Source organism: Streptomyces sp. NPDC034043 (assembly GCF_055575675.1).
Genome location: NZ_JBVISF010000006.1, coordinates 416,892 through 433,158, shown reverse-complemented (window position 1 = coordinate 433,158; position 16,267 = coordinate 416,892). Strand labels below are relative to the sequence as shown.

Sequence of the window (16,267 nt, the reverse complement as noted above, 5' to 3'; positions counted from 1 at the left end):
GCAGGCGTCCGGCCGGCCGGGGTGCGGTCCCGCGCGGGCGGCGGGTCCACCCCGGCCGGGAGGGGCCGGTCCAGGGTTCCCAAGGAGGCAAGCGACCGCTTAGTATGCGCGGGAGCGTGGTCCCTCGACGGCGGCTGGAGGCCCCGGATGCAGGCATGGCGAGTACACACGACCGGTGAACCCCGCGAGGCCATGCGCCTCGAAGCGGTCCCCGAACCCGTGCCGGGCGACGGCGAGGTGAAACTCCGGGTCCTCGCGGCGAACGTCAACTTCCCCGACGCGCTCCTCGTCCGCGGCCAGTACCAGATCCGCCCGCCCCTTCCCTTCACCCCGGGCGTCGAGATCTGCGGCCTGACGGAGGACGGCCGGCGCGTCATCGCCAACCCCTCCTTGCCCCACGGCGGATTCGCCGAGTACGTCACCGCCCCCGAGCGCGCCCTGCTCCCCGCCCCCGACACCCTCGACGACGCCGAGGCGGCGGCCCTGCACATCGGCTACCAGACCGGCTGGTTCGGCCTCCACCGCAGGGCCCGGCTCCGGAGCGGCGAGACCCTGCTCGTGCACGCCGCCGCCGGCGGGGTCGGCAGCGCCGCCGTCCAGCTCGGCAAGGCCGCCGGAGCGACCGTCATCGGCGTCGTCGGCGGCAAGACCAAGGTCCGCACCGCCGAGGAGCTCGGCTGCGACCTCGTCATCGACCGCACCGCCGAGGACGTCGTCGCCCGCGTCAAGGAGGCCACCGGGGGACGCGGCGCCGACGTCGTCTACGACCCGGTCGGCGGCGACGCCTACACCGCCTCCGCCAAGTGCGTGGCCTTCGAGGGCCGCATCGTCGTCGTCGGCTTCGCCAGCGGCACCATCCCCGCCCCGGCCCTCAACCACGCCCTGGTCAAGAACTACGCGGTACTCGGCCTGCACTGGGGCCTCTACGCCGCCAAGGACCCCGCCGCCATCCCCGCCTGCCACACCGAACTCACCCGCCTCGCCGCCGAAGGCGCGATCAGACCCCTCGTCAGCGAACGCGTCCCGCTCGACGGAGCCGCCGACGCCGTCCAGCGGCTCGCCGACGGCACCACCACCGGCCGGCTGGTCGTCGTACCGTCCCTCCCGTCCGTGCCGTCCGCTCCGTCCGTGCCGTCCGCTCCGTCCGTGCCGACCCCGGACGGAGCCGCCCGATGACCGCCGACGCCGAGGACCTCCTCGCCCGCACCCGGGAACTGCTCGCCGCGCACCCGCCCGGCACCACCGCGCCCTCCGACTTCCTGCGCGCCCGCTTCGACGCCGGACTCGCCTGGGTCCACTACCCCGAGGGACTCGGCGGACTGGGCGCGCCCCGCACCCTCCAAGCCGTCGTGGACGCCGAACTCGAAGCCGCCGCGGCCCCCGACAACGACCCCCGCCGGATCGGCATCGGCCTCGGCATGGCCGCGCCCACGATCCTCGCGTACGGCACCGAGGAACAGAAGCGCCGCTTCCTGCGCCCCCTCTGGCTGGGGGAGGAGGTGTGGTGCCAGCTCTTCAGCGAGCCCGGAGCCGGCTCCGACCTCGCCGCCCTCGGCACCCGCGCCGTCCTCGACGAGGCGGCGGGCGAATGGGTGGTCGACGGCCAGAAGGTATGGACCTCCAGCGCCCACACCGCCCGCTGGGCCATCCTCCTCGCCCGCACCGACCCCGCCCTCCCCAAGCACCGGGGCATCACCTACTTCCTGTGCGACATGCACGCCCCCGGCGTCGAGGTCCGCCCCCTGCGCCAGATCACGGGGGAGGCCGAGTTCAACGAGGTCTTCCTCACCGGCGTCCGCATCCCCGACACCCACCGTCTCGGCGCCGTCGGCCAGGGCTGGGACGTCGCCCGCACCACCCTGATGAACGAACGCGTCTCCATCGGCGGCATGCGGATCCCCCGCGAGGGCGGCATGATCGCCCCCGTCGCCGCCGCCTGGCGCGAACGGCCCGCCCTGCGCACCCACGCCCTGCACCAGCGACTGCTGGAACTGTGGGTGGAGGCCGAGGTGGCCCGCCTCACCGGTGAACGGCTGCGCCAGCAGCTCGCCGCCGGCCAGCCCGGCCCCGAGGGCAGCGGGATGAAGCTCACCTTCGCCCGCCTCAACCAGGAGATCAGCGGCCTCGAGGTGGAACTCCTCGCCGAGCAGGGCCTCCTGTACGAGGACTGGACCATGCGCCGCCCCGAGACCGTCGACTTCACCGGCCGCGACGCCGGCTACCGCTACCTGCGCGCCAAGGGCAACAGCATCGAGGGCGGCACCAGCGAGATCCTCCTCAACATCGTCGCCGAACGCGTCCTCGGACTGCCCGCCGAACCGCGCGACGACAAGGACATCGCCTGGAAGGACCTCTCCCGATGACGACGCAGCCAGCACCGGCGCCGCAGCCCGGCCCGCCGGCCCCCGGCGCCCCCTACGACCTGCTCTACTCGGAGACCGAGGAGGAACTGCGGGCGGCCGTACGCTCCCTGCTCGCCGACCGCTGCGCCCCCGCGAGCGTCCTCGCCCGCGCCGAGAGCGGCCGCCCACACGACCCCGCGCTGTGGCGGACCCTCGCCACCGGCATCGGCGCCGCCGGACTGCTCGTCCCCGAGAAGCTCGGAGGAGCGGGCGCGAGCCACCGCGAGGCCGCCGTCGTCCTGGAGGAGCTCGGACGGACCGTGGCACCGGTGCCCTACCTCACCGGCTCCGTCCTCGCGACGGAGATCCTGCTCGCCGTCGCCTGCGACAACGCCGAAGCCGCCGCCCTGGTGGCGGAGGCCGCCTCCGGACGCCGGATCTGCGTCCCCGCCCTCCCCCTCACCCTGGCCCCCGGAGCGCCCCTGCCGGCTCCGGTCCACGACAGCGGCGGCGGGGTGCTCAGCGGCACCGTCACCTCCGTCGCGGACGCGGACGCGGCCGACACCCTGCTGGTCCTGGCCGACACCGGGCTGTACGCCGTCCCCGCGGACCGCGCCGCCCTGACCGCCCTGGTCCCGCTCGACCTGACCCGGCCGCTCGCCACCGTCACCCTCGACGGCGCCCCCGGCACCCGCCTCGCGGACCCCGCCACCGCCCGTGCGGCCATCGCCGGAGCCCTGCTGTCCGGCGCCGGACTGCTGGCATCGGAGCAACTCGGGCTCGCCGAATGGTGCCTGACCGAGACCGTCGCGTACGTGCGGGGCCGCCACCAGTTCAACCGCCCCGTCGGCTCCTTCCAGGCCCTCAAGCACCGCCTCGCGCGGCTGTGGCTGGACGTGGCCTCCGCCCGCGCGGCGGCCCGCGCCGCCGCCGACGCCCTGGCCACCGGGGCCCCGGACACCCCGCTCACGGTCGCGGTCGCCCAGGCCCACTGCTCGGGGGTCGCCGTCCGCGCGGCCGAGGAGTGCGTCCAGCTCCACGGCGGCATCGGCATGACCTGGGAACACCCCGCCCACCTCTACCTCAAACGGGCCAAGGCCGACTCCCTCGCCCTGGGCACCGCCGGCCACCACCGCGGCCTCGTGGGGGACTTCGCGGAACTCCCGGCGCCCTGAGACCGCGGCGGGGGTGCCGCCCACCACGGCACCCCCGCCCCGGCTCCGGCCCGCCGCGGACCGCTTCCTATGCTCGCCGCATGACGGCAACGATCACCCGGCTCACCGCCACCGCCCTCGGCGCCCACCGCGACGAACTCGCCTCCCTGCTCGTCGACACCGTCGGCGACGGCGCCTCCCTCGGCTTCCTCGCCGGCCTCGGCCACGAGGACGCCGCCGCCTGGTGGGACTCCCTGCTGCCCGCCGTCGCCGAGGGATCCCTCGCCCTCTGGGCCGCCCGCGGCGCCGACGGCCGCCTGGAGGGCACCGTCAGCTGGTACCGGGAGTCCAAGCCCAACGGCCGCCACCGCGCCGAGCTGCGCAAGCTCATGGTCCACCCCGCCGCCCGGGGCCGCGGGACCGCCCGCGCGCTCCTCGCCGCGGCCGAGCGGGAAGCCGCCCTCGCCGGGATCGTCCTGCTCTTCCTCGACACCGAGACCGGCAGCGGGGCCGAGCGCGTCTACCGCTCCGCCGGCTGGACCGAGGCGGGCACCATCCCCGACTACGCCGCCGACCCGGCCGGCGCGCTGCGTCCCACCACCCTCTTCTACAAGCACCCGGAGCACCCCGGGCACACGGAGCGCACCGGCTGACAGGTGACCTCCCACGGCCGCTCCTCGTTGGACCTGCGAACACGGACCGCCGAGCGAGGGAGACCGTATGTACGCAGCACCCGCCGCACCACCGACCCGCCGCGCGGTCCTGCGTACGGCCTTCGTCGCGGCCGTGGCCGGCGGCGTGGCCGCGGCCCTGGCGCCCGTACTGCGCGCCCGCGGCCCCCGCCAGACGCTCACTCCGGCCCCGCTCGCCGAGGAGACGTACCGGGGCCGCCACATCAGCGTCGACCTCGCCTCGGCGCAGGTGCGCATCGACGGCCGCCCCCTGCACGTCATGCGGCGTGCCGACGGGAGCTACCTCAGCGGGGTCAACCACTTCGAGTCCTACGGGACCCCGATGGAACTCGCCCGCGCCGCCGTCGACGAGCTCGGCACCAGCCAACTGGCCGTCACGCCCCCGCACCACGGCTGACGGACCGGAACAGGAGAAGCCCGCGTTGTACACCCGGCAGAACCAGAAGAACCTGACCAGTGCTCAGAAGAAGCGGTTCACGGCCGCGCTGCTGGAACTCAAGCGCAACGGCACCTACGACGAGTTCGTCCGTACCCACGGCACCTACTTCGTGCCCGACCGGGAGCGCAAGCGGCGCGTCGGGCACATGTCGCCGTCGTTCTTCCCCTGGCACCGGCGCTACCTGCTGGAGTTCGAGCAGCGGCTGCGGGCCGTCGACCCGCAGGTCACCATCCCGTACTGGGACTGGACCAGCGACAACAGTCCCGCCTCCTCCCTCTGGTCCGAGGATTTCCTCGGCGGCACCGGCCGCGAGGGCGACCGCCAGGTGATGACGGGCCCCTTCGCCTACGAGCGGGGCAACTGGACGATCACCGTCGGCGTCAGCGAGGCCCGTTTCCTCACCCGCAACCTCGGCCGCCCGGCCAACCCGATCACCCTGCCGACCGCCGCCGAACTCCAGTGGGCCCTCGACGACCCGGTCTACGACTCCTCGCCCTGGGACTCCACCGCCCGCGGCGGCAGCTTCCGCAACAAGCTGGAGGGCTGGGCCGCGCCCAAGAGCGAGCGCTGGCGCAACCACAACAAGGTCCACCAGTGGATCGGCGGCCACATGACGGGCGGCACCGCCCCCAACGACCCGGCCTTCTGGCTGCACCACGCCTTCGTGGACCTGCTCTGGGACCGGTGGCAGCAGCGGCACCCCCGCTCCGGCTACCTGCCGGCGGCCCCTCTGGAGCTGGGCGACCTCCAGCGCGGCCGGGTGATCTCCCTCGACGAGCCGATGCCCCCCTGGGACGTCACCCCGCGCGAGATGCTGGGGCACCGGGGCGTCTACCGCTACGAGTGACCGGCCGGGCCCCCGTCGGGGCGGCCCGGGACGTACGGAAAGGGCCCCCGCCGCACGGCGGGGGCCCTTCAGCCAGTCAGGCGGGCGAGATGATCACTCGCCGTAGCTGCCGCCCTCGGTGTGGTGGTTGCCGCCGCCACCCGACGCGTTGACGCAGGTGTTGCCGAAGGCCGGGTTCAGCAGGGCGATCACGTTGACGGTGTTGCCGCAGACGTTGACCGGGACGTGGATCGGGACCTGCACCACGTTGCCGGACCCGACACCGGGGGAGCCGACCGCCGCACCGTGCGCTCCGGCATCGGCGACAGCCAGACCCGCACCGGCGGCCACGGCGGTGCCCGCCACAGCGGTGATGGCGAATGCCTTCGCGATACGCGACATCAAGATCTCCTCATGAGATGTGGGGCGCCGCATCATTGCGGCTTGTGACATGGCGTACAACGCGGCGGGAGCCGAGTGGTCACGGCCGGTTCGGCTAACGGGTGGCACGAAAACGGACAGAGCCGGAGTACGACCGTGCCCGAGTGACCGTTCCCGGCCAACACAAGCAACACTCCCGGCCCCCGCGCGATCCGTCACGCGCGACCCGATCGTGCCTTGTCACGCCGTGGACGCCTGTGCGACGGTGCCCCGGAGGACACCCCGGTGAGGAGAGACGGATGAGCGCAGCGGGCGGCGGACGGCCCAGGGCCGGTACCGCGGGCGGCATCGTGGAGGGCCGCTGGGAGACGGACGGGACCGCCGTCTTCCGGGGCATCCCCTACGCCGCCGCGCCCGTCGGACCCCGCCGGTTCGCCGCCCCGCGGCCCCCGGCCGGCTGGGACGGCGTACGCGACGCCGGGGCGTTCGGGCCCACCGCGCCCAAGGTCCCCTACCCGCCCTCCTTCGCGGCCCTGCTGCCCGATCCGAAGGTCCCCGGCGCGAACTGCCTGAACCTGAACGTCTGGACTCCGGACCCGGCCCCCGGCGCCGGCCTGCCGGTGATGGTGTTCCTCCACGGCGGCGCCCACACCCGCGGCTCCTCCGCCGTCCCCGTCTATGACGGCTCCGCCTTCGCCCGTGACGGGGTCGTGCTCGTCTCGGTCAACTTCCGGCTCGGCGTCCTCGGTTACGGGCTCTTCCCCGACGCGCCCGCCAACCGCGGCCTGCTCGACCAGATCGCCGCCCTCGAATGGGTACGGGACAACATCGCGGCCTTCGGCGGGGACCCCGCCCGGGTCACCGTCTTCGGGGAGTCCGCCGGAGCCATCAGCGTCGGCGCCCTGCTCGGCGCGCCCCGCGCCGAGGGCCTCTTCGCCCGGGCCGTCCTGCAGAGCGGCGCCCCCGAGGCACTGCCACGCGACGGGGTGCGGACCATGGTGCGGCGGATGGCCTCGCGGCTGGGAGTGCCCGCCACCGCCCGGGCCTTCGGGGCGGTGGGCCTGCCCGCGCTGCTCGCCGCCCAGGCGGCCGTGCTGCGGCGCTCCTCCGCGGTACTGGGCGGCGCCGCCTTCGGGCTGGTCACCGACCCGGACTCGCTCCCCGCCGACCCGCTGGAGGCGGCCACCGCCTCGAAGGTGCCGCTGCTGCTGGGCTGGACCGCCGAGGAGCACCGGCTGTGGCTCGCGCCGACCGGCGGGGCGCGGTTGCTGGACCGCCTCGGCCCGGCGGCCGTGGCACTGGGCAGGCTGCGCAGCGGCAAGGACCGGGCCGCCGTACGGGCGTTGCGGGCCGCACTGCCCGGGGCGTCCCCGGCCGACCTCGCGGGGCAGCTGATCACCGACCGGCTGCTGCGCGACCCGCTGCGGCGGCTCGCCGGGGCCGCGCGCCCGGCCCCGAGCCACCTGTACGAGTTCCGCTGGCCCAGCGGCGTACCGGGCCTCGGCGCCTGCCACGCCCTGGAGCTGGGGTTCGTCTTCGACACGCTGCGCGTGCCGGAGTCGGCCTGGCTGGCCGGGGCGGGCGCCCCGCAGGCGCTGGCCGACGAGATGCACGGGGCCTGGGTCCGCTTCGCCACCACGGGGGACCCCGGCTGGGCGCCGTGGGACGGCAACGGCCCGCCGAAGGTCTTCGACGGGCCGGAGCCGGAGGCAGTACGGGGCGCGGAGGTCGTTACTCCACGGGTCCTTCCATGACCTTGCTGATGAACTCCATCGGGCCCAGGCCCATGTTCGGCACGTAGGTCTTGGCGTTGTGCTGGCCGCCCGGGATCACCCTCAGGCTGGTGTGGATCGGGCCCTTGGTGTAGGTCTGGACGAACTTCTGGACGTCCGGCAGCGTCTTCTTGTTGCTCTCGTTGTCACCGACCTGGAAGGCCAGGTAGACGTCCGGGCCCTTCTTGTCGATCAGCTGCTTGGCGAGGACCTCCGGGTTGTTCTCGGCCTTCTCCTTGTCGTAGCCCTTCCACAGGGAGGAGTCCGGGACGATGTCCGGGCCGGAGGCGATCACGGCCTTGAACTTGTCCGGGTGCTTCAGCACGGCCTTCAGGCCGGCGAAGCCGCCGGTGGAGGAGCCCATGAAGGCCCAGCCGTCACGGGACTTGATGGTGCGGAAGTTCTCCCGCATCAGGTCCGGGACGTCCTCGGTCAGCCAGGTGCCCATCTTGGGCTGGCCGGGGATGTCGGAGCCGTCCCAGTAGACGCCCTTGTCGTCCGGTCCCGGGTTCAGCACCGGCATGGCGAGGATGAAGGGCTTGCCCTTGCCCTCGTGGTACCACTTGCTGATGCTCGTCTGGAGACCGAGGTCGGTGCCCATCCAGTAGTTGTTCGGGTAGCCGGCGCCGCCGGGCAGGGCGATCATGACCGGGAAGCCGCTCTTGGCGAACTTCGGGTCGTTGTACTCCTTGGGCGCCCAGACCCAGACCTTGCCCGAGAAGCCGGACTTCTTGCCGGTGATGGTGGCCACGCCGATCTGCGTGCCGTCGCTCAGGGTCGAGGTGTTCTTGAAGTCGGTCTTCGGGCCGGTGGGCATCGACATCTTCGAGTTGGGCGCCTGCTTGACCGCGCCGTTCTTGTCGCCGCCCGGGGTCTGGCCGAAGGAGACTTCCTTGCCCTTGTCCGTGAACGGGGGTATCTCGAAGTAGGTCATCGTGCCCGCGGCGATGCCGCCGAGGGCCAGGACCGTGACGCCCGCGATGATCCAGCGCTTCGCCTTGGACTTGCGGCGGGGCTCCTCCTCGTAGTACGGCTCGGCGTATCCGTACGAAGGCTGGTCGTGGCGCTGCTGGTACGGCTGGTCGTGCCGCTGCTGCTCGTAGTCCGGCCGCTCGTAGCGGGGCTGCGCCTGCGTGGCCTCGTCGTAGCCGCCGGGGCGGTACTGGTCCTGGCCCTGCGGGGCGCGGGGCGGCTGCGGCCGTCCCTGCGGGGGGCCGCCGTAGGGTCCGGCGCCCTGCGGGGGCCGGGCGTAAGGCGGTTGGGGGCGGCCGCCCTGGGGTGCGTACTGCGGCGGGCCCTGCTGTCGGCCTTGCTGCCGGCCGGAGGAGGGCTGCTGCCCTTCCGGCCGGTACGGCGGCTGGTCGTGGCCGTCGGGTTCGTACGACATCTGCGGTGGCTCTCCGGCTGTTGCTGCCCCGTGCGGGGATGGTCTGCTTCCGTTCGAATGATGAACGAAAGCGCTGCTGGGTTCCTCATTTTTACTTCTCTTGGGATTCCGAGGAGGAGTTCATTACCCGTCACCCACGGTGCCCCCGGTGTTCCCTTCCCGTCATCCAAGCATCCGTGGATCATGCACATGCCGGTGGGTACGGTGTGCCGGGCCGGACCCGGCCCCGATGCGGGAAACGCGCTCGCCCCGCCCCGCCCCGGCTGGTCACCGGGGGAGGGGCGGGGCGAGGGGCGCGCGGGAACGCAGCAGCAGGACCGTTACGCCGGGATCAGCGTCCGGCGCGGGCGGCGGCGCGGAGCGGCGCTGGAGAGCCGCAGCTCGATGACCGAGCGGACGGTGGGCCACTCCTCGTCGAGGACCGAGTAGAAGGCCGTACTGCGCACCGCCCCGTCCAGCCCCCGCGAATGGGCCCGGCGGACCCCCTCGCAGGTGAAGCCGAGACGTTCCATCGCGGCGCGGGAACGCCCGTTGCGGGCGTCCGCGCGCAGCGAGATCCGCCGCACGCCCCAGGTCTCGAAGGCATGGCGCAGCATGAGCAGCTTCGCCTCGGTGTTGATGCCGGTGCCCTGGGCGGCCGGGGACAGCCAGGTGTTCCCGATCTCGGCGGCATCGGGGATCGCCGTCGCCGGATCACCGAAGGGGACCCCGGGGACGGCAGGCCACACCAGCGGACCCTGCCAGTAGTCGAGATCCAGGAAGCGGGTCGAACCGACCACCCGGCCGTCAGTGGCTCTGACGACGGCGAACGCGAGCGATCGACCCGCTGCCTGATCGGACAGGGCACGGTCGATGTACTCGTGGGACGCCTGCAACCCGTGCGGCACGGGAGTGAAGGCGTAAGTCGTACGATCCTCGGCCCCGGCCGCGGCCAGGGCCTCGGTGTGCTGGGGGGCGAGGGGCTCGAGCCGCACGGAGCGGCCGGCGAGGAGTACGGGTACGGGCACGGAGCCTTCGGTCCTTCTGGGCGGTGGGGTGGTTGCACAGTGTGCGCTCCTGACGTCGCCCCCCGCGCAAAACGCGGGTGAAAGGCAACGAGCGGTCAGGTGAACGCGAGTGGCTCAATGTAGCCCCTTAAAGTCCTCTCATGAACCCCCAATCTGGCAATGGCGCGGCATCGTTTTGTGATGACTTCGGCACCCGCGGCGCGGAGGCCGTCCTACTGGTCCACGGGCACCCGTTCAACCGGTCCATGTGGGCGCCCCAGGCGGCGGCGCTGACCGCTGCCGGCTACCGGGTCATAGCCCCTGACCTGCGTGGATACGGAGAGAACCCGGCGGTCGGCGAGAAGACCCCGTTCGCGGACTTCGCCGACGACCTGGCCGCCCTGCTCCGGCGCCTGGGTATCGAACAGGCGGTCGTCGGAGGAGTTTCCATGGGCGGGCAGATCGCGCTCGAGCTCCGGTTGCGCCACCCGGGTCTGGTGAGGGCCCTCGTGCTCTCCGACACCTCCCCCGTCCCGGAGTCCGAGGACGGCAGGAAGTCCCGCCGGGAGCTCGCCGAGCGGCTCCTCGCGGAGGGCATGTGTCCGTACACCGAAGAGGTCATCGACAAGATGCTGGCGCCCTACAACGTCACCGGCCAGCCGGAGACCGCCGCCCGGGTCAGCGCCATGATGCGCGCCACCGACCCACGGGGAGCGGCGGCGGCCCTGCGCGGACGGGCCGAGCGGCCCGACTACCGGCCCGTGCTCGCCGCCCTGCCCGAGGACGTCCCCTGCCTGGTGCTGGTCGGCGCGGACGACGTGTACACCCCGGTCGCCGAGGCCGAGGCGATGTGCCGGCTCGCGCCGCACGCCCGGCTGGCCGTGATCGAGGGGGCCGGGCACCTGCCGGGAGTGGAGCAGCCGGAGGCCTTCAACCGGGCCCTGCTGGAGTTCCTCACCGGCCTCTGACCCACGTGCGGCCCCGCCGAGTGGCCCACCTGATCCACCGCCGACCGGCCCGCCGGGGAGGGCCGGTCCGCTGGTGCAATGTGCCGGTGACGACACGGTTCCTCCCCGCGCCCGGCGCCCCGCGCCGCCTGGCCGCCGCCCAGCTCGCCAACTCCGTCGGCGACGGCGCCTACTACGTGTGCTCCGCGCTCTTCTTCACCCGCTTCGTGGGGCTCTCACCGGCCCAGATCGGCCTCGGCCTGACGGCTGCCTGGGCGGTCGGCTCGGTCGCGGGCGTCCCGCTGGGGGCGCTCGCCGACCGGCGCGGGCCGCGCGGCACCTCGGTGCTGCTGGCGCTGGCCACCGCCGTCTCGGTGGCCTCCTTCCTGTTCGTCCGCTCCTTCGGGGCGTTCCTGTGCGCCGTCGTCCTCTACGCCGTCTCCCAGTGCGGGCTCGCGGCCGCCCGTCAGGCCCTGCTCTCCGGGCTGGTCGCACCCCGGGAACGGACCGGCCTCCTGGCCCACCTCCAGTCCACCCTCAACGCCGGACTCGCCCTGGGCGCCGCCCTCGGCGGACTGGCCCTGAGCGCCGGCACCGAACGCGCCTACCTGGTCGTCTTCGCCCTCGACGCGGCCGGCTTCCTCGTCTGCGCCGCCGTACTGCTGACCCTGCCCGCCGTGGCGCCCGCCCCCGAGCGGCCGGCCGGGGAGCCCCGGCTGGCGGTCCTGCGCGACCGGCCGTACGCCCTGGTCACCCTGCTGAACGCGGTCCTGCTGCTGCGGATGCCGCTGCTGAGCCTGGCCGTGCCGCTGTGGATCGCGGAACGCACCCAGGCCCCGGGCTGGGTGGTGTCGGCGCTGTTCGTGCTCAACACCCTCTCCGTCATGCTGTTCCAGGTGCGGCTGGCCCGGCCCGTCACCGACCTGGACAGCGCCGGGCGGGCCCTGCGGCTGTCGGGGCTGGTCATGGCCGCCTCGTGCGCGGTGTTCGCCGTCTCCGCGCTGCCCCGCGCGGGATGGGCGGCGGCCGCGCTGCTCGTGGCGGGCGCCGCGCTCCAGGCCGACGCCGAGATGCGGCAGTCGGCCGGGTCCTGGCAGATCGGCTTCGCCCTGGCCCCCGTCGGGCGGACCGGGCAGTACCAGGGCTTCTTCGGCACCGGCGTGCCCGTGGCCCGCACCCTGGGGCCGCTGCTGCTGACCACGCTGCTCCTGCTGTGGGGGATCCCCGGCTGGCTGCTGCTCGGCGGACTGCTGCTGGCGGCCTCGTACGCGATGGGGCCCGCCGCCCGCTGGGCGGAGTCGGCCCGGACCCCGGTTCCGGCGGCGGACGCCGCCTGAGATCATCCGGGGATGGACATGGACGACGTACTGCGCCGGCTGGCCGCCGTCGGGCCCTTCTTCACCGTCCCCTGCGGCGGGCCGCCGCCCGCGCCGGGCTTCCGGCCGCTCGCGGAGCTGTACGGGGAACCGCTCGGGCCCTACGTCACCGAGGTGGGCCGCAGGATCCGCAGCGGTCCGGGACGGGTCGCGGCCTCCACCGCCCAGTTCGGGATCGCCTCCCGGCTGTGGTCGCTGGGCCTCGGCTGCGCCGCCCTGTCCGGGCGCCTGCCGGACCTGGACCCCGGCAGGGTGTGGTGGCGGCTGCCCGACGGCGGCTCGCTGGAACTGTGGCTGCCGGACCCCGCGGACCTGCCCGCCCGGGCCCTCGGGGAGAGCGTCCTCGGCAACCTCGCCCGGCTGGACGCCGCCCTGCGGGAGCGGTACGGGGTCTCGGCGAAGGTACTGCGCGGCAACGCCGCCTCCGGGCTGACCGGCGCCCTGCGCGTTCTGCTCGACCGGGTCCCGCCCGAGCCGGGCGGGGTGGCGGTGGAGCTGGCCGCTGCCCTCCTCGCCGACGACGGTCCCCTCGCCGGCACCGGCACCTTCGTCCACGAGCCGGGTCTGGGCGTGGCCTTCGTGCGGCGCAGCTGCTGCCTGTACTACCGGGTGCCCGGCGGCGGACTCTGCGGGGACTGCGTACTGCGGAGCCGGTAGGCACCCCGCCCGGCGGGCCGCGGCGTCAGCGGGCCCGCAGCGGGTCGAGCAGGCCCTCCGGCAGGTACTCCGTACCGGCGAGGGCCGCCGGGTCCGGGGCCCAGCCCGGCGGCAGGCCCACGGGCCAGCGCGGCAGCGGCACGGGCTGGGTCTCGCCGAGCCTGAGGCCCACGGCATCGCGCAGCTTCGGCAGCATCGAGTAGAGCCTGTCGCCGGGGCAGGCGGTGCTGTTGAAGTCCCGGTGCCCGTAGATCTCGGAGGCGGGCACGTCGTACTGGCGGCAGACGTGGGCGCACAGGTCGGCCAGGGCGGAGAACTGCGCCGCGGGGGGCTCCTGCGCCGTGTAGGTGCCCTCGTTCTCGATGCCGATGGCCGCACTGTTCTGGCCCACGCAGTGGGCGGCCCGCACCATCCGGTTCCCGGAGGTCAGCGCGGCCAGGCTGCCGTGGCGGCCCTCCATCGTGAAGGCGCCCCGGCTGATGGTGAAGTGCTGACCGGTGTCGATCCAGCCCTGCATGTCCATGTGGTACGTCTGGACGGCGCGGGCCAGCCGGTGGGCTCGTTCCCGCGAGTGGTCCGTGACGTTGGCCGTGGCCGTGTGGTGCACGATGATCCGCTCGGGACGCGAGTCGAGGACCACCACGGGCTCGGACGCCTCCCGCGCTCCCCAGCCCGCGCAGTCGGTGATCTGCGGCACCGCGGAGCCGTCCCGGCCCCCGAGCGCCCCGCGGCCGGGGGAGACCCGGGCCGCGGAGGCGGTGGCGGAGGGCAGGACGGTGAAGGCTCCGAGTGCGAGCGCGGCGGAGACCAGGTTCCGGCGGGAGAGGCGGGCGGGGGGTGTCGATGTCATGGATCAGCCTGTTCCGGTGGGGGATAGGCATCCATAGAAGGGGTCCGCGCCGCGCGGGGCACGCAGGCGCTCCGTGGGCCGGGCCCGAGTACCGGCCGAACGGCGCACGCGGACGCGGAACCCCTACGGCCGTTGCCCCGGCGCCGCGACCTCCTGCGCTTCGCCGGGGATCCCGAGCCGCGCCCCCGCCTGCTCGCCCTCGACGATCCGGCGTCGGACGCCGGCCTCGTCGAACGGTTCGGTCATGACCCCGACCCCCGGGTACGGAGCCGGGCCGCGGCGGACCGCCGCCTGTCACCCGCGTCGGCGGTGCGGCTGGCGGCCGACGCCGACTGCGGTGTCCGCCGCTCGGCCCGGCAGAACCCCGTCCTGCCGCCGCACGCCCTGATCCCCCTGCTCCTGGACGAGCGCGGTGCCGAGGAGACCGCCCGCAACCCGGCCGTTCCGGTGGCGGCCGTGCACCGCCTGGTCTCGCTGGCGGCCGCGCGGGCGTGAGACCGGCGCGGGGCCACCGGGGAGCGGTCGTCCCGCTCCCCGATGGCCCCGCAGTGGCCCCGCGACGTTCCCGAGGACCGTTCCTAGAAGGTCAGGTTCCAGGAGTCGATCTTGCCGGTGTCGCCGCCCGCGTTGTCGTTGACGCGCAGCTTCCAGGTGCCGTTCGCGACCTCGGAGGAGGCGTTTACGGTGTAGGTCTGGTTGATGTTGTCCGCGCTGCCGCCGGCCCGGTTGTGGACCGTGTAGACGGTGCCGTCCGGGGCGATGAGGTCGACCTTCAGGTCACCGGTGTAGGTGTGCGCGATGTTCACGCCGACCTTGAGGGTGGCCGGGGCGTTGCCGGTCACGCCGGAGACGGTGATCGGGCTCTCGACCGTGGTGTTGTCGCCGATGGCGAAGTCCGCGGTGTTCTCGAAGTACTTGCCGGCCGGAGGCGTGGAGCCGCCGACCGCCTTCAGCGCGTCGACCTGGCCCTCGCCGAAGAAGGCGTTGTTGGCCGTGGTGCCGGTGCAGCGGCTGTCCGAGGGGCAGGCGATGTCGTTGGCCTGGGTGGCCAGCCGGTCGCGGATCTGCGCCGGGGTCAGGGCCGGGTTGGCGCTCACCATCAGCGCGGCGACACCCGCCACGTGCGGGCTGGCCATCGACGTGCCGCTCTTGCTGCCGTACTTGCCGCCCGGGACGGTCGAGTAGACGTCCTGGCCGGGGGCCGAGACGTCGATGACGCCCTGGCCGAAGTTGGAGAACGAGGCCTTGGTGGTGCCGGTGCCGTTCGCCGCGACCGTGACCACGCCTGGCAGTTCGGTCGGGATGTCGACGCAGGCGTTGGTGATGGTGCGGGTGACCGGGGTCGAGTCGTTGGGGCTCGCCGTGTCGGTCGTCTTGTGGGCGAGGTCGTAGTTCTCGTTGCCCGCGGCGGCGATCTGGAGCGAGCCCTTGCCCTCGGCGTACGCCTGGGCGCGGTTGACGCCCTCGATGATGGCGGCCTGGTCGAGGTTGTCCGGGCAGTTGAACTGCCACGGGTCGGTGTAGTAACTGTTGTTGGTGACCTTGAAGCCGTGGTCACCGGCCCACACGAACCCGCAGATGGTGTTCTCGGCGAAGAAGAGCGAGGTGTTCGGCTCTGCGATGCGGACCGAGGAGATCTTCACGTTCGGGGCCACGCCGATGACGCCCTTGCCGTTCTTGGCGGCGGCCACCGTGCCGGCGACGTGCGTGCCGTGGTCGCCGACGTCGCGCCAGGCGCCGGCGCGGGTGTCGGTCTTGCCGTAGGCGCAGGAGACCGAGTCGGCGGCGTTGAAGTTGGGCGCCAGGTCCTGGTGCTGGTCGTCGACGCCGGTGTCGAGGATGCCGACCTTCACGGCGGCGGAACCGGCGTTGACGGCCCAGGCCTGGTCCGCCTTGATCTGGCTCATGTCGGCGCGGACCGGCTCGCCGGTCGGGGTCGTCGACTGGGTCGGGTTGGCGGGCAGCGCCGGGTTGTAGGCGTCGGCCGGGACGTCCGAGGTACGGGTCGCGCCGACCTTCTGGACCCCGCTGACCCCGCGCATCGCCGTGGCGAAGCCGCTGGAGGCCGAGTGGGCGACGATCACGCCGATCGCGTCGTAGGACGCGAAGACCGTGCCGCCGTTGGCGGTCACGGCCGAGTGCACCGCGGAGCTGCCACCGGGGGCGGTGATCACGAGGTAGGCGCGGGTGCCGGCGGCCCAGGTCGCACTCTGGGAAGCCGGGGCCGCAGCCTTGGGGGCCGCCGCGGGGGCGGCGGCCGGGGAGCCGGAGGGACCGACGGGAGCGGTGCCGGCGAGCGCGGCGGGGGCTCCGAAGGTGAGGGCGGCGCCCATGGCTGCCGCCAGCACGAGTGCACGTCGAGGTCGGCTGGATATGTGGGGTATCAATGCGTCCTCCGATGACGGCCCGGTGGTGCTGGTGGCACCTGCCGGGCCGTACGAAACGAGTGGTGGACGCA

16 protein-coding genes are annotated in these 16,267 nt (G+C 73.9%); 11 read left to right on the top strand and 5 right to left on the bottom strand.

Going from position 1 to position 16,267, the window contains the following annotated elements:
- Positions 1-147: 147 nt before the first annotated feature.
- The 6 genes from ACZ51S_RS18300 to ACZ51S_RS18275 all read left to right on the top strand — a co-directional run bounded on the left by ACZ51S_RS18300 (position 148) and on the right by ACZ51S_RS18275 (position 5,474).
- A complete protein-coding gene (locus ACZ51S_RS18300) occupies positions 148-1,176 on the top strand; it encodes an NADPH:quinone oxidoreductase family protein (protein ID WP_468961415.1) in 1,029 nt (342 codons plus the stop codon).
- A complete protein-coding gene (locus tag ACZ51S_RS18295; protein ID WP_468961413.1) occupies positions 1,173-2,363 on the top strand; it encodes an acyl-CoA dehydrogenase family protein in 1,191 nt (396 codons plus the stop codon). Before ACZ51S_RS18300 ends, ACZ51S_RS18295 begins: the two co-directional genes overlap by 4 nt.
- A complete protein-coding gene (locus tag ACZ51S_RS18290; protein ID WP_468887401.1) occupies positions 2,360-3,517 on the top strand; it encodes an acyl-CoA dehydrogenase family protein in 1,158 nt (385 codons plus the stop codon). The genes ACZ51S_RS18295 and ACZ51S_RS18290 overlap by 4 nt, the downstream gene beginning before the upstream one ends.
- Before the next feature lie 80 nt (positions 3,518-3,597).
- Positions 3,598-4,149, top strand: a complete 552-nt coding sequence (locus tag ACZ51S_RS18285; RefSeq protein ID WP_468476545.1) for a GNAT family N-acetyltransferase — start codon at positions 3,598-3,600, stop codon at positions 4,147-4,149.
- Positions 4,150-4,216: 67 nt separating this feature from the next.
- Positions 4,217-4,585, top strand: a complete 369-nt coding sequence (locus ACZ51S_RS18280) for a tyrosinase family oxidase copper chaperone (RefSeq protein ID WP_388940098.1) — start codon at positions 4,217-4,219, stop codon at positions 4,583-4,585.
- Between the two features lie 25 nt (positions 4,586-4,610).
- Complete coding sequence (locus ACZ51S_RS18275; protein ID WP_468476546.1) at positions 4,611-5,474, top strand: tyrosinase family protein; 864 nt, start codon at positions 4,611-4,613, stop codon at positions 5,472-5,474.
- A gap of 93 nt (positions 5,475-5,567) precedes the next feature.
- Here ACZ51S_RS18275 and ACZ51S_RS18270 read toward each other — a convergent pair whose 3' ends face one another.
- Complete coding sequence (locus tag ACZ51S_RS18270) at positions 5,568-5,855, bottom strand: chaplin (RefSeq protein ID WP_468476547.1); 288 nt, start codon at positions 5,853-5,855, stop codon at positions 5,568-5,570.
- A gap of 278 nt (positions 5,856-6,133) precedes the next feature.
- On the opposite strand from ACZ51S_RS18270, the gene ACZ51S_RS18265 reads away from it, so the two are divergent.
- Positions 6,134-7,588 (top strand): carboxylesterase/lipase family protein, encoded by a 1,455-nt coding sequence (locus ACZ51S_RS18265; RefSeq protein ID WP_468476548.1) that lies wholly within the window; start codon positions 6,134-6,136, stop codon positions 7,586-7,588.
- On the opposite strand, the gene ACZ51S_RS18260 is transcribed toward ACZ51S_RS18265, so the two are convergent.
- Complete coding sequence (locus tag ACZ51S_RS18260; RefSeq protein ID WP_468476549.1) at positions 7,566-8,993, bottom strand: alpha/beta hydrolase; 1,428 nt, start codon at positions 8,991-8,993, stop codon at positions 7,566-7,568. The two genes, ACZ51S_RS18265 and ACZ51S_RS18260, sit on opposite strands and share 23 nt — an antisense overlap.
- Before the next feature lie 320 nt (positions 8,994-9,313).
- Entirely contained in the window at positions 9,314-10,000 is a 687-nt protein-coding gene (locus ACZ51S_RS18255; protein ID WP_468803099.1) for a GNAT family N-acetyltransferase, read from the bottom strand.
- A 140-nt stretch (positions 10,001-10,140) separates the two neighbouring features.
- Here ACZ51S_RS18255 and ACZ51S_RS18250 point away from each other — a divergent pair, with 140 nt between their 5' ends.
- The 3 genes from ACZ51S_RS18250 (at position 10,141) to ACZ51S_RS18240 (ending at position 12,959) form a co-directional block, all read left to right on the top strand.
- Entirely contained in the window at positions 10,141-10,947 is an 807-nt protein-coding gene (locus ACZ51S_RS18250) for an alpha/beta fold hydrolase (protein WP_468476551.1), read from the top strand.
- A gap of 86 nt (positions 10,948-11,033) precedes the next feature.
- Positions 11,034-12,263, top strand: coding sequence for an MFS transporter (locus tag ACZ51S_RS18245; RefSeq protein ID WP_468887408.1), 1,230 nt, complete (start codon positions 11,034-11,036; stop codon positions 12,261-12,263).
- 12 nt (positions 12,264-12,275) lie between these two features.
- Positions 12,276-12,959, top strand: coding sequence for a (2Fe-2S)-binding protein (locus ACZ51S_RS18240; RefSeq protein WP_468476553.1), 684 nt, complete (start codon positions 12,276-12,278; stop codon positions 12,957-12,959).
- Between the two features lie 25 nt (positions 12,960-12,984).
- Here ACZ51S_RS18240 and ACZ51S_RS18235 read toward each other — a convergent pair whose 3' ends face one another.
- Complete coding sequence (locus tag ACZ51S_RS18235; protein WP_468961411.1) at positions 12,985-13,809, bottom strand: peptidoglycan recognition protein family protein; 825 nt, start codon at positions 13,807-13,809, stop codon at positions 12,985-12,987.
- A gap of 132 nt (positions 13,810-13,941) precedes the next feature.
- Between ACZ51S_RS18235 and ACZ51S_RS18230 the strand changes: the two genes are divergently transcribed.
- Positions 13,942-14,304 carry a hypothetical protein gene (locus ACZ51S_RS18230; RefSeq protein WP_468476555.1) on the top strand — a complete coding sequence of 121 codons (363 nt, stop codon included), beginning with the start codon at positions 13,942-13,944 and terminating at the stop codon, positions 14,302-14,304.
- Positions 14,305-14,387: 83 nt separating this feature from the next.
- On the opposite strand, the gene ACZ51S_RS18225 is transcribed toward ACZ51S_RS18230, so the two are convergent.
- A complete protein-coding gene (locus tag ACZ51S_RS18225) occupies positions 14,388-16,157 on the bottom strand; it encodes a S8 family serine peptidase (RefSeq protein ID WP_468476556.1) in 1,770 nt (589 codons plus the stop codon).
- Positions 16,158-16,267 lie beyond the last annotated feature (110 nt).

What these genes read in the sequence shown, in the direction of transcription:
- ACZ51S_RS18300 (WP_468961415.1), top strand. Translation starts at nt 148, where the DNA reads ATGCAGGCATGGCGAGTACACACGACCGGTGAACCCCGCGAGGCCATG.
- ACZ51S_RS18295 (WP_468961413.1), top strand. Translation starts at nt 1,173, where the DNA reads ATGACCGCCGACGCCGAGGACCTCCTCGCCCGCACCCGGGAACTGCTC.
- ACZ51S_RS18290 (WP_468887401.1), top strand. Translation starts at nt 2,360, where the DNA reads ATGACGACGCAGCCAGCACCGGCGCCGCAGCCCGGCCCGCCGGCCCCC.
- ACZ51S_RS18285 (WP_468476545.1), top strand. Translation starts at nt 3,598, where the DNA reads ATGACGGCAACGATCACCCGGCTCACCGCCACCGCCCTCGGCGCCCAC.
- ACZ51S_RS18280 (WP_388940098.1), top strand. Translation starts at nt 4,217, where the DNA reads ATGTACGCAGCACCCGCCGCACCACCGACCCGCCGCGCGGTCCTGCGT.
- ACZ51S_RS18270 (WP_468476547.1), bottom strand. Translation starts at nt 5,855, where the DNA reads ATGTCGCGTATCGCGAAGGCATTCGCCATCACCGCTGTGGCGGGCACC.
- ACZ51S_RS18265 (WP_468476548.1), top strand. Translation starts at nt 6,134, where the DNA reads ATGAGCGCAGCGGGCGGCGGACGGCCCAGGGCCGGTACCGCGGGCGGC.
- ACZ51S_RS18260 (WP_468476549.1), bottom strand. Translation starts at nt 8,993, where the DNA reads ATGTCGTACGAACCCGACGGCCACGACCAGCCGCCGTACCGGCCGGAA.
- ACZ51S_RS18250 (WP_468476551.1), top strand. Translation starts at nt 10,141, where the DNA reads ATGAACCCCCAATCTGGCAATGGCGCGGCATCGTTTTGTGATGACTTC.
- ACZ51S_RS18240 (WP_468476553.1), top strand. Translation starts at nt 12,276, where the DNA reads ATGGACATGGACGACGTACTGCGCCGGCTGGCCGCCGTCGGGCCCTTC.
- ACZ51S_RS18235 (WP_468961411.1), bottom strand. Translation starts at nt 13,809, where the DNA reads ATGACATCGACACCCCCCGCCCGCCTCTCCCGCCGGAACCTGGTCTCC.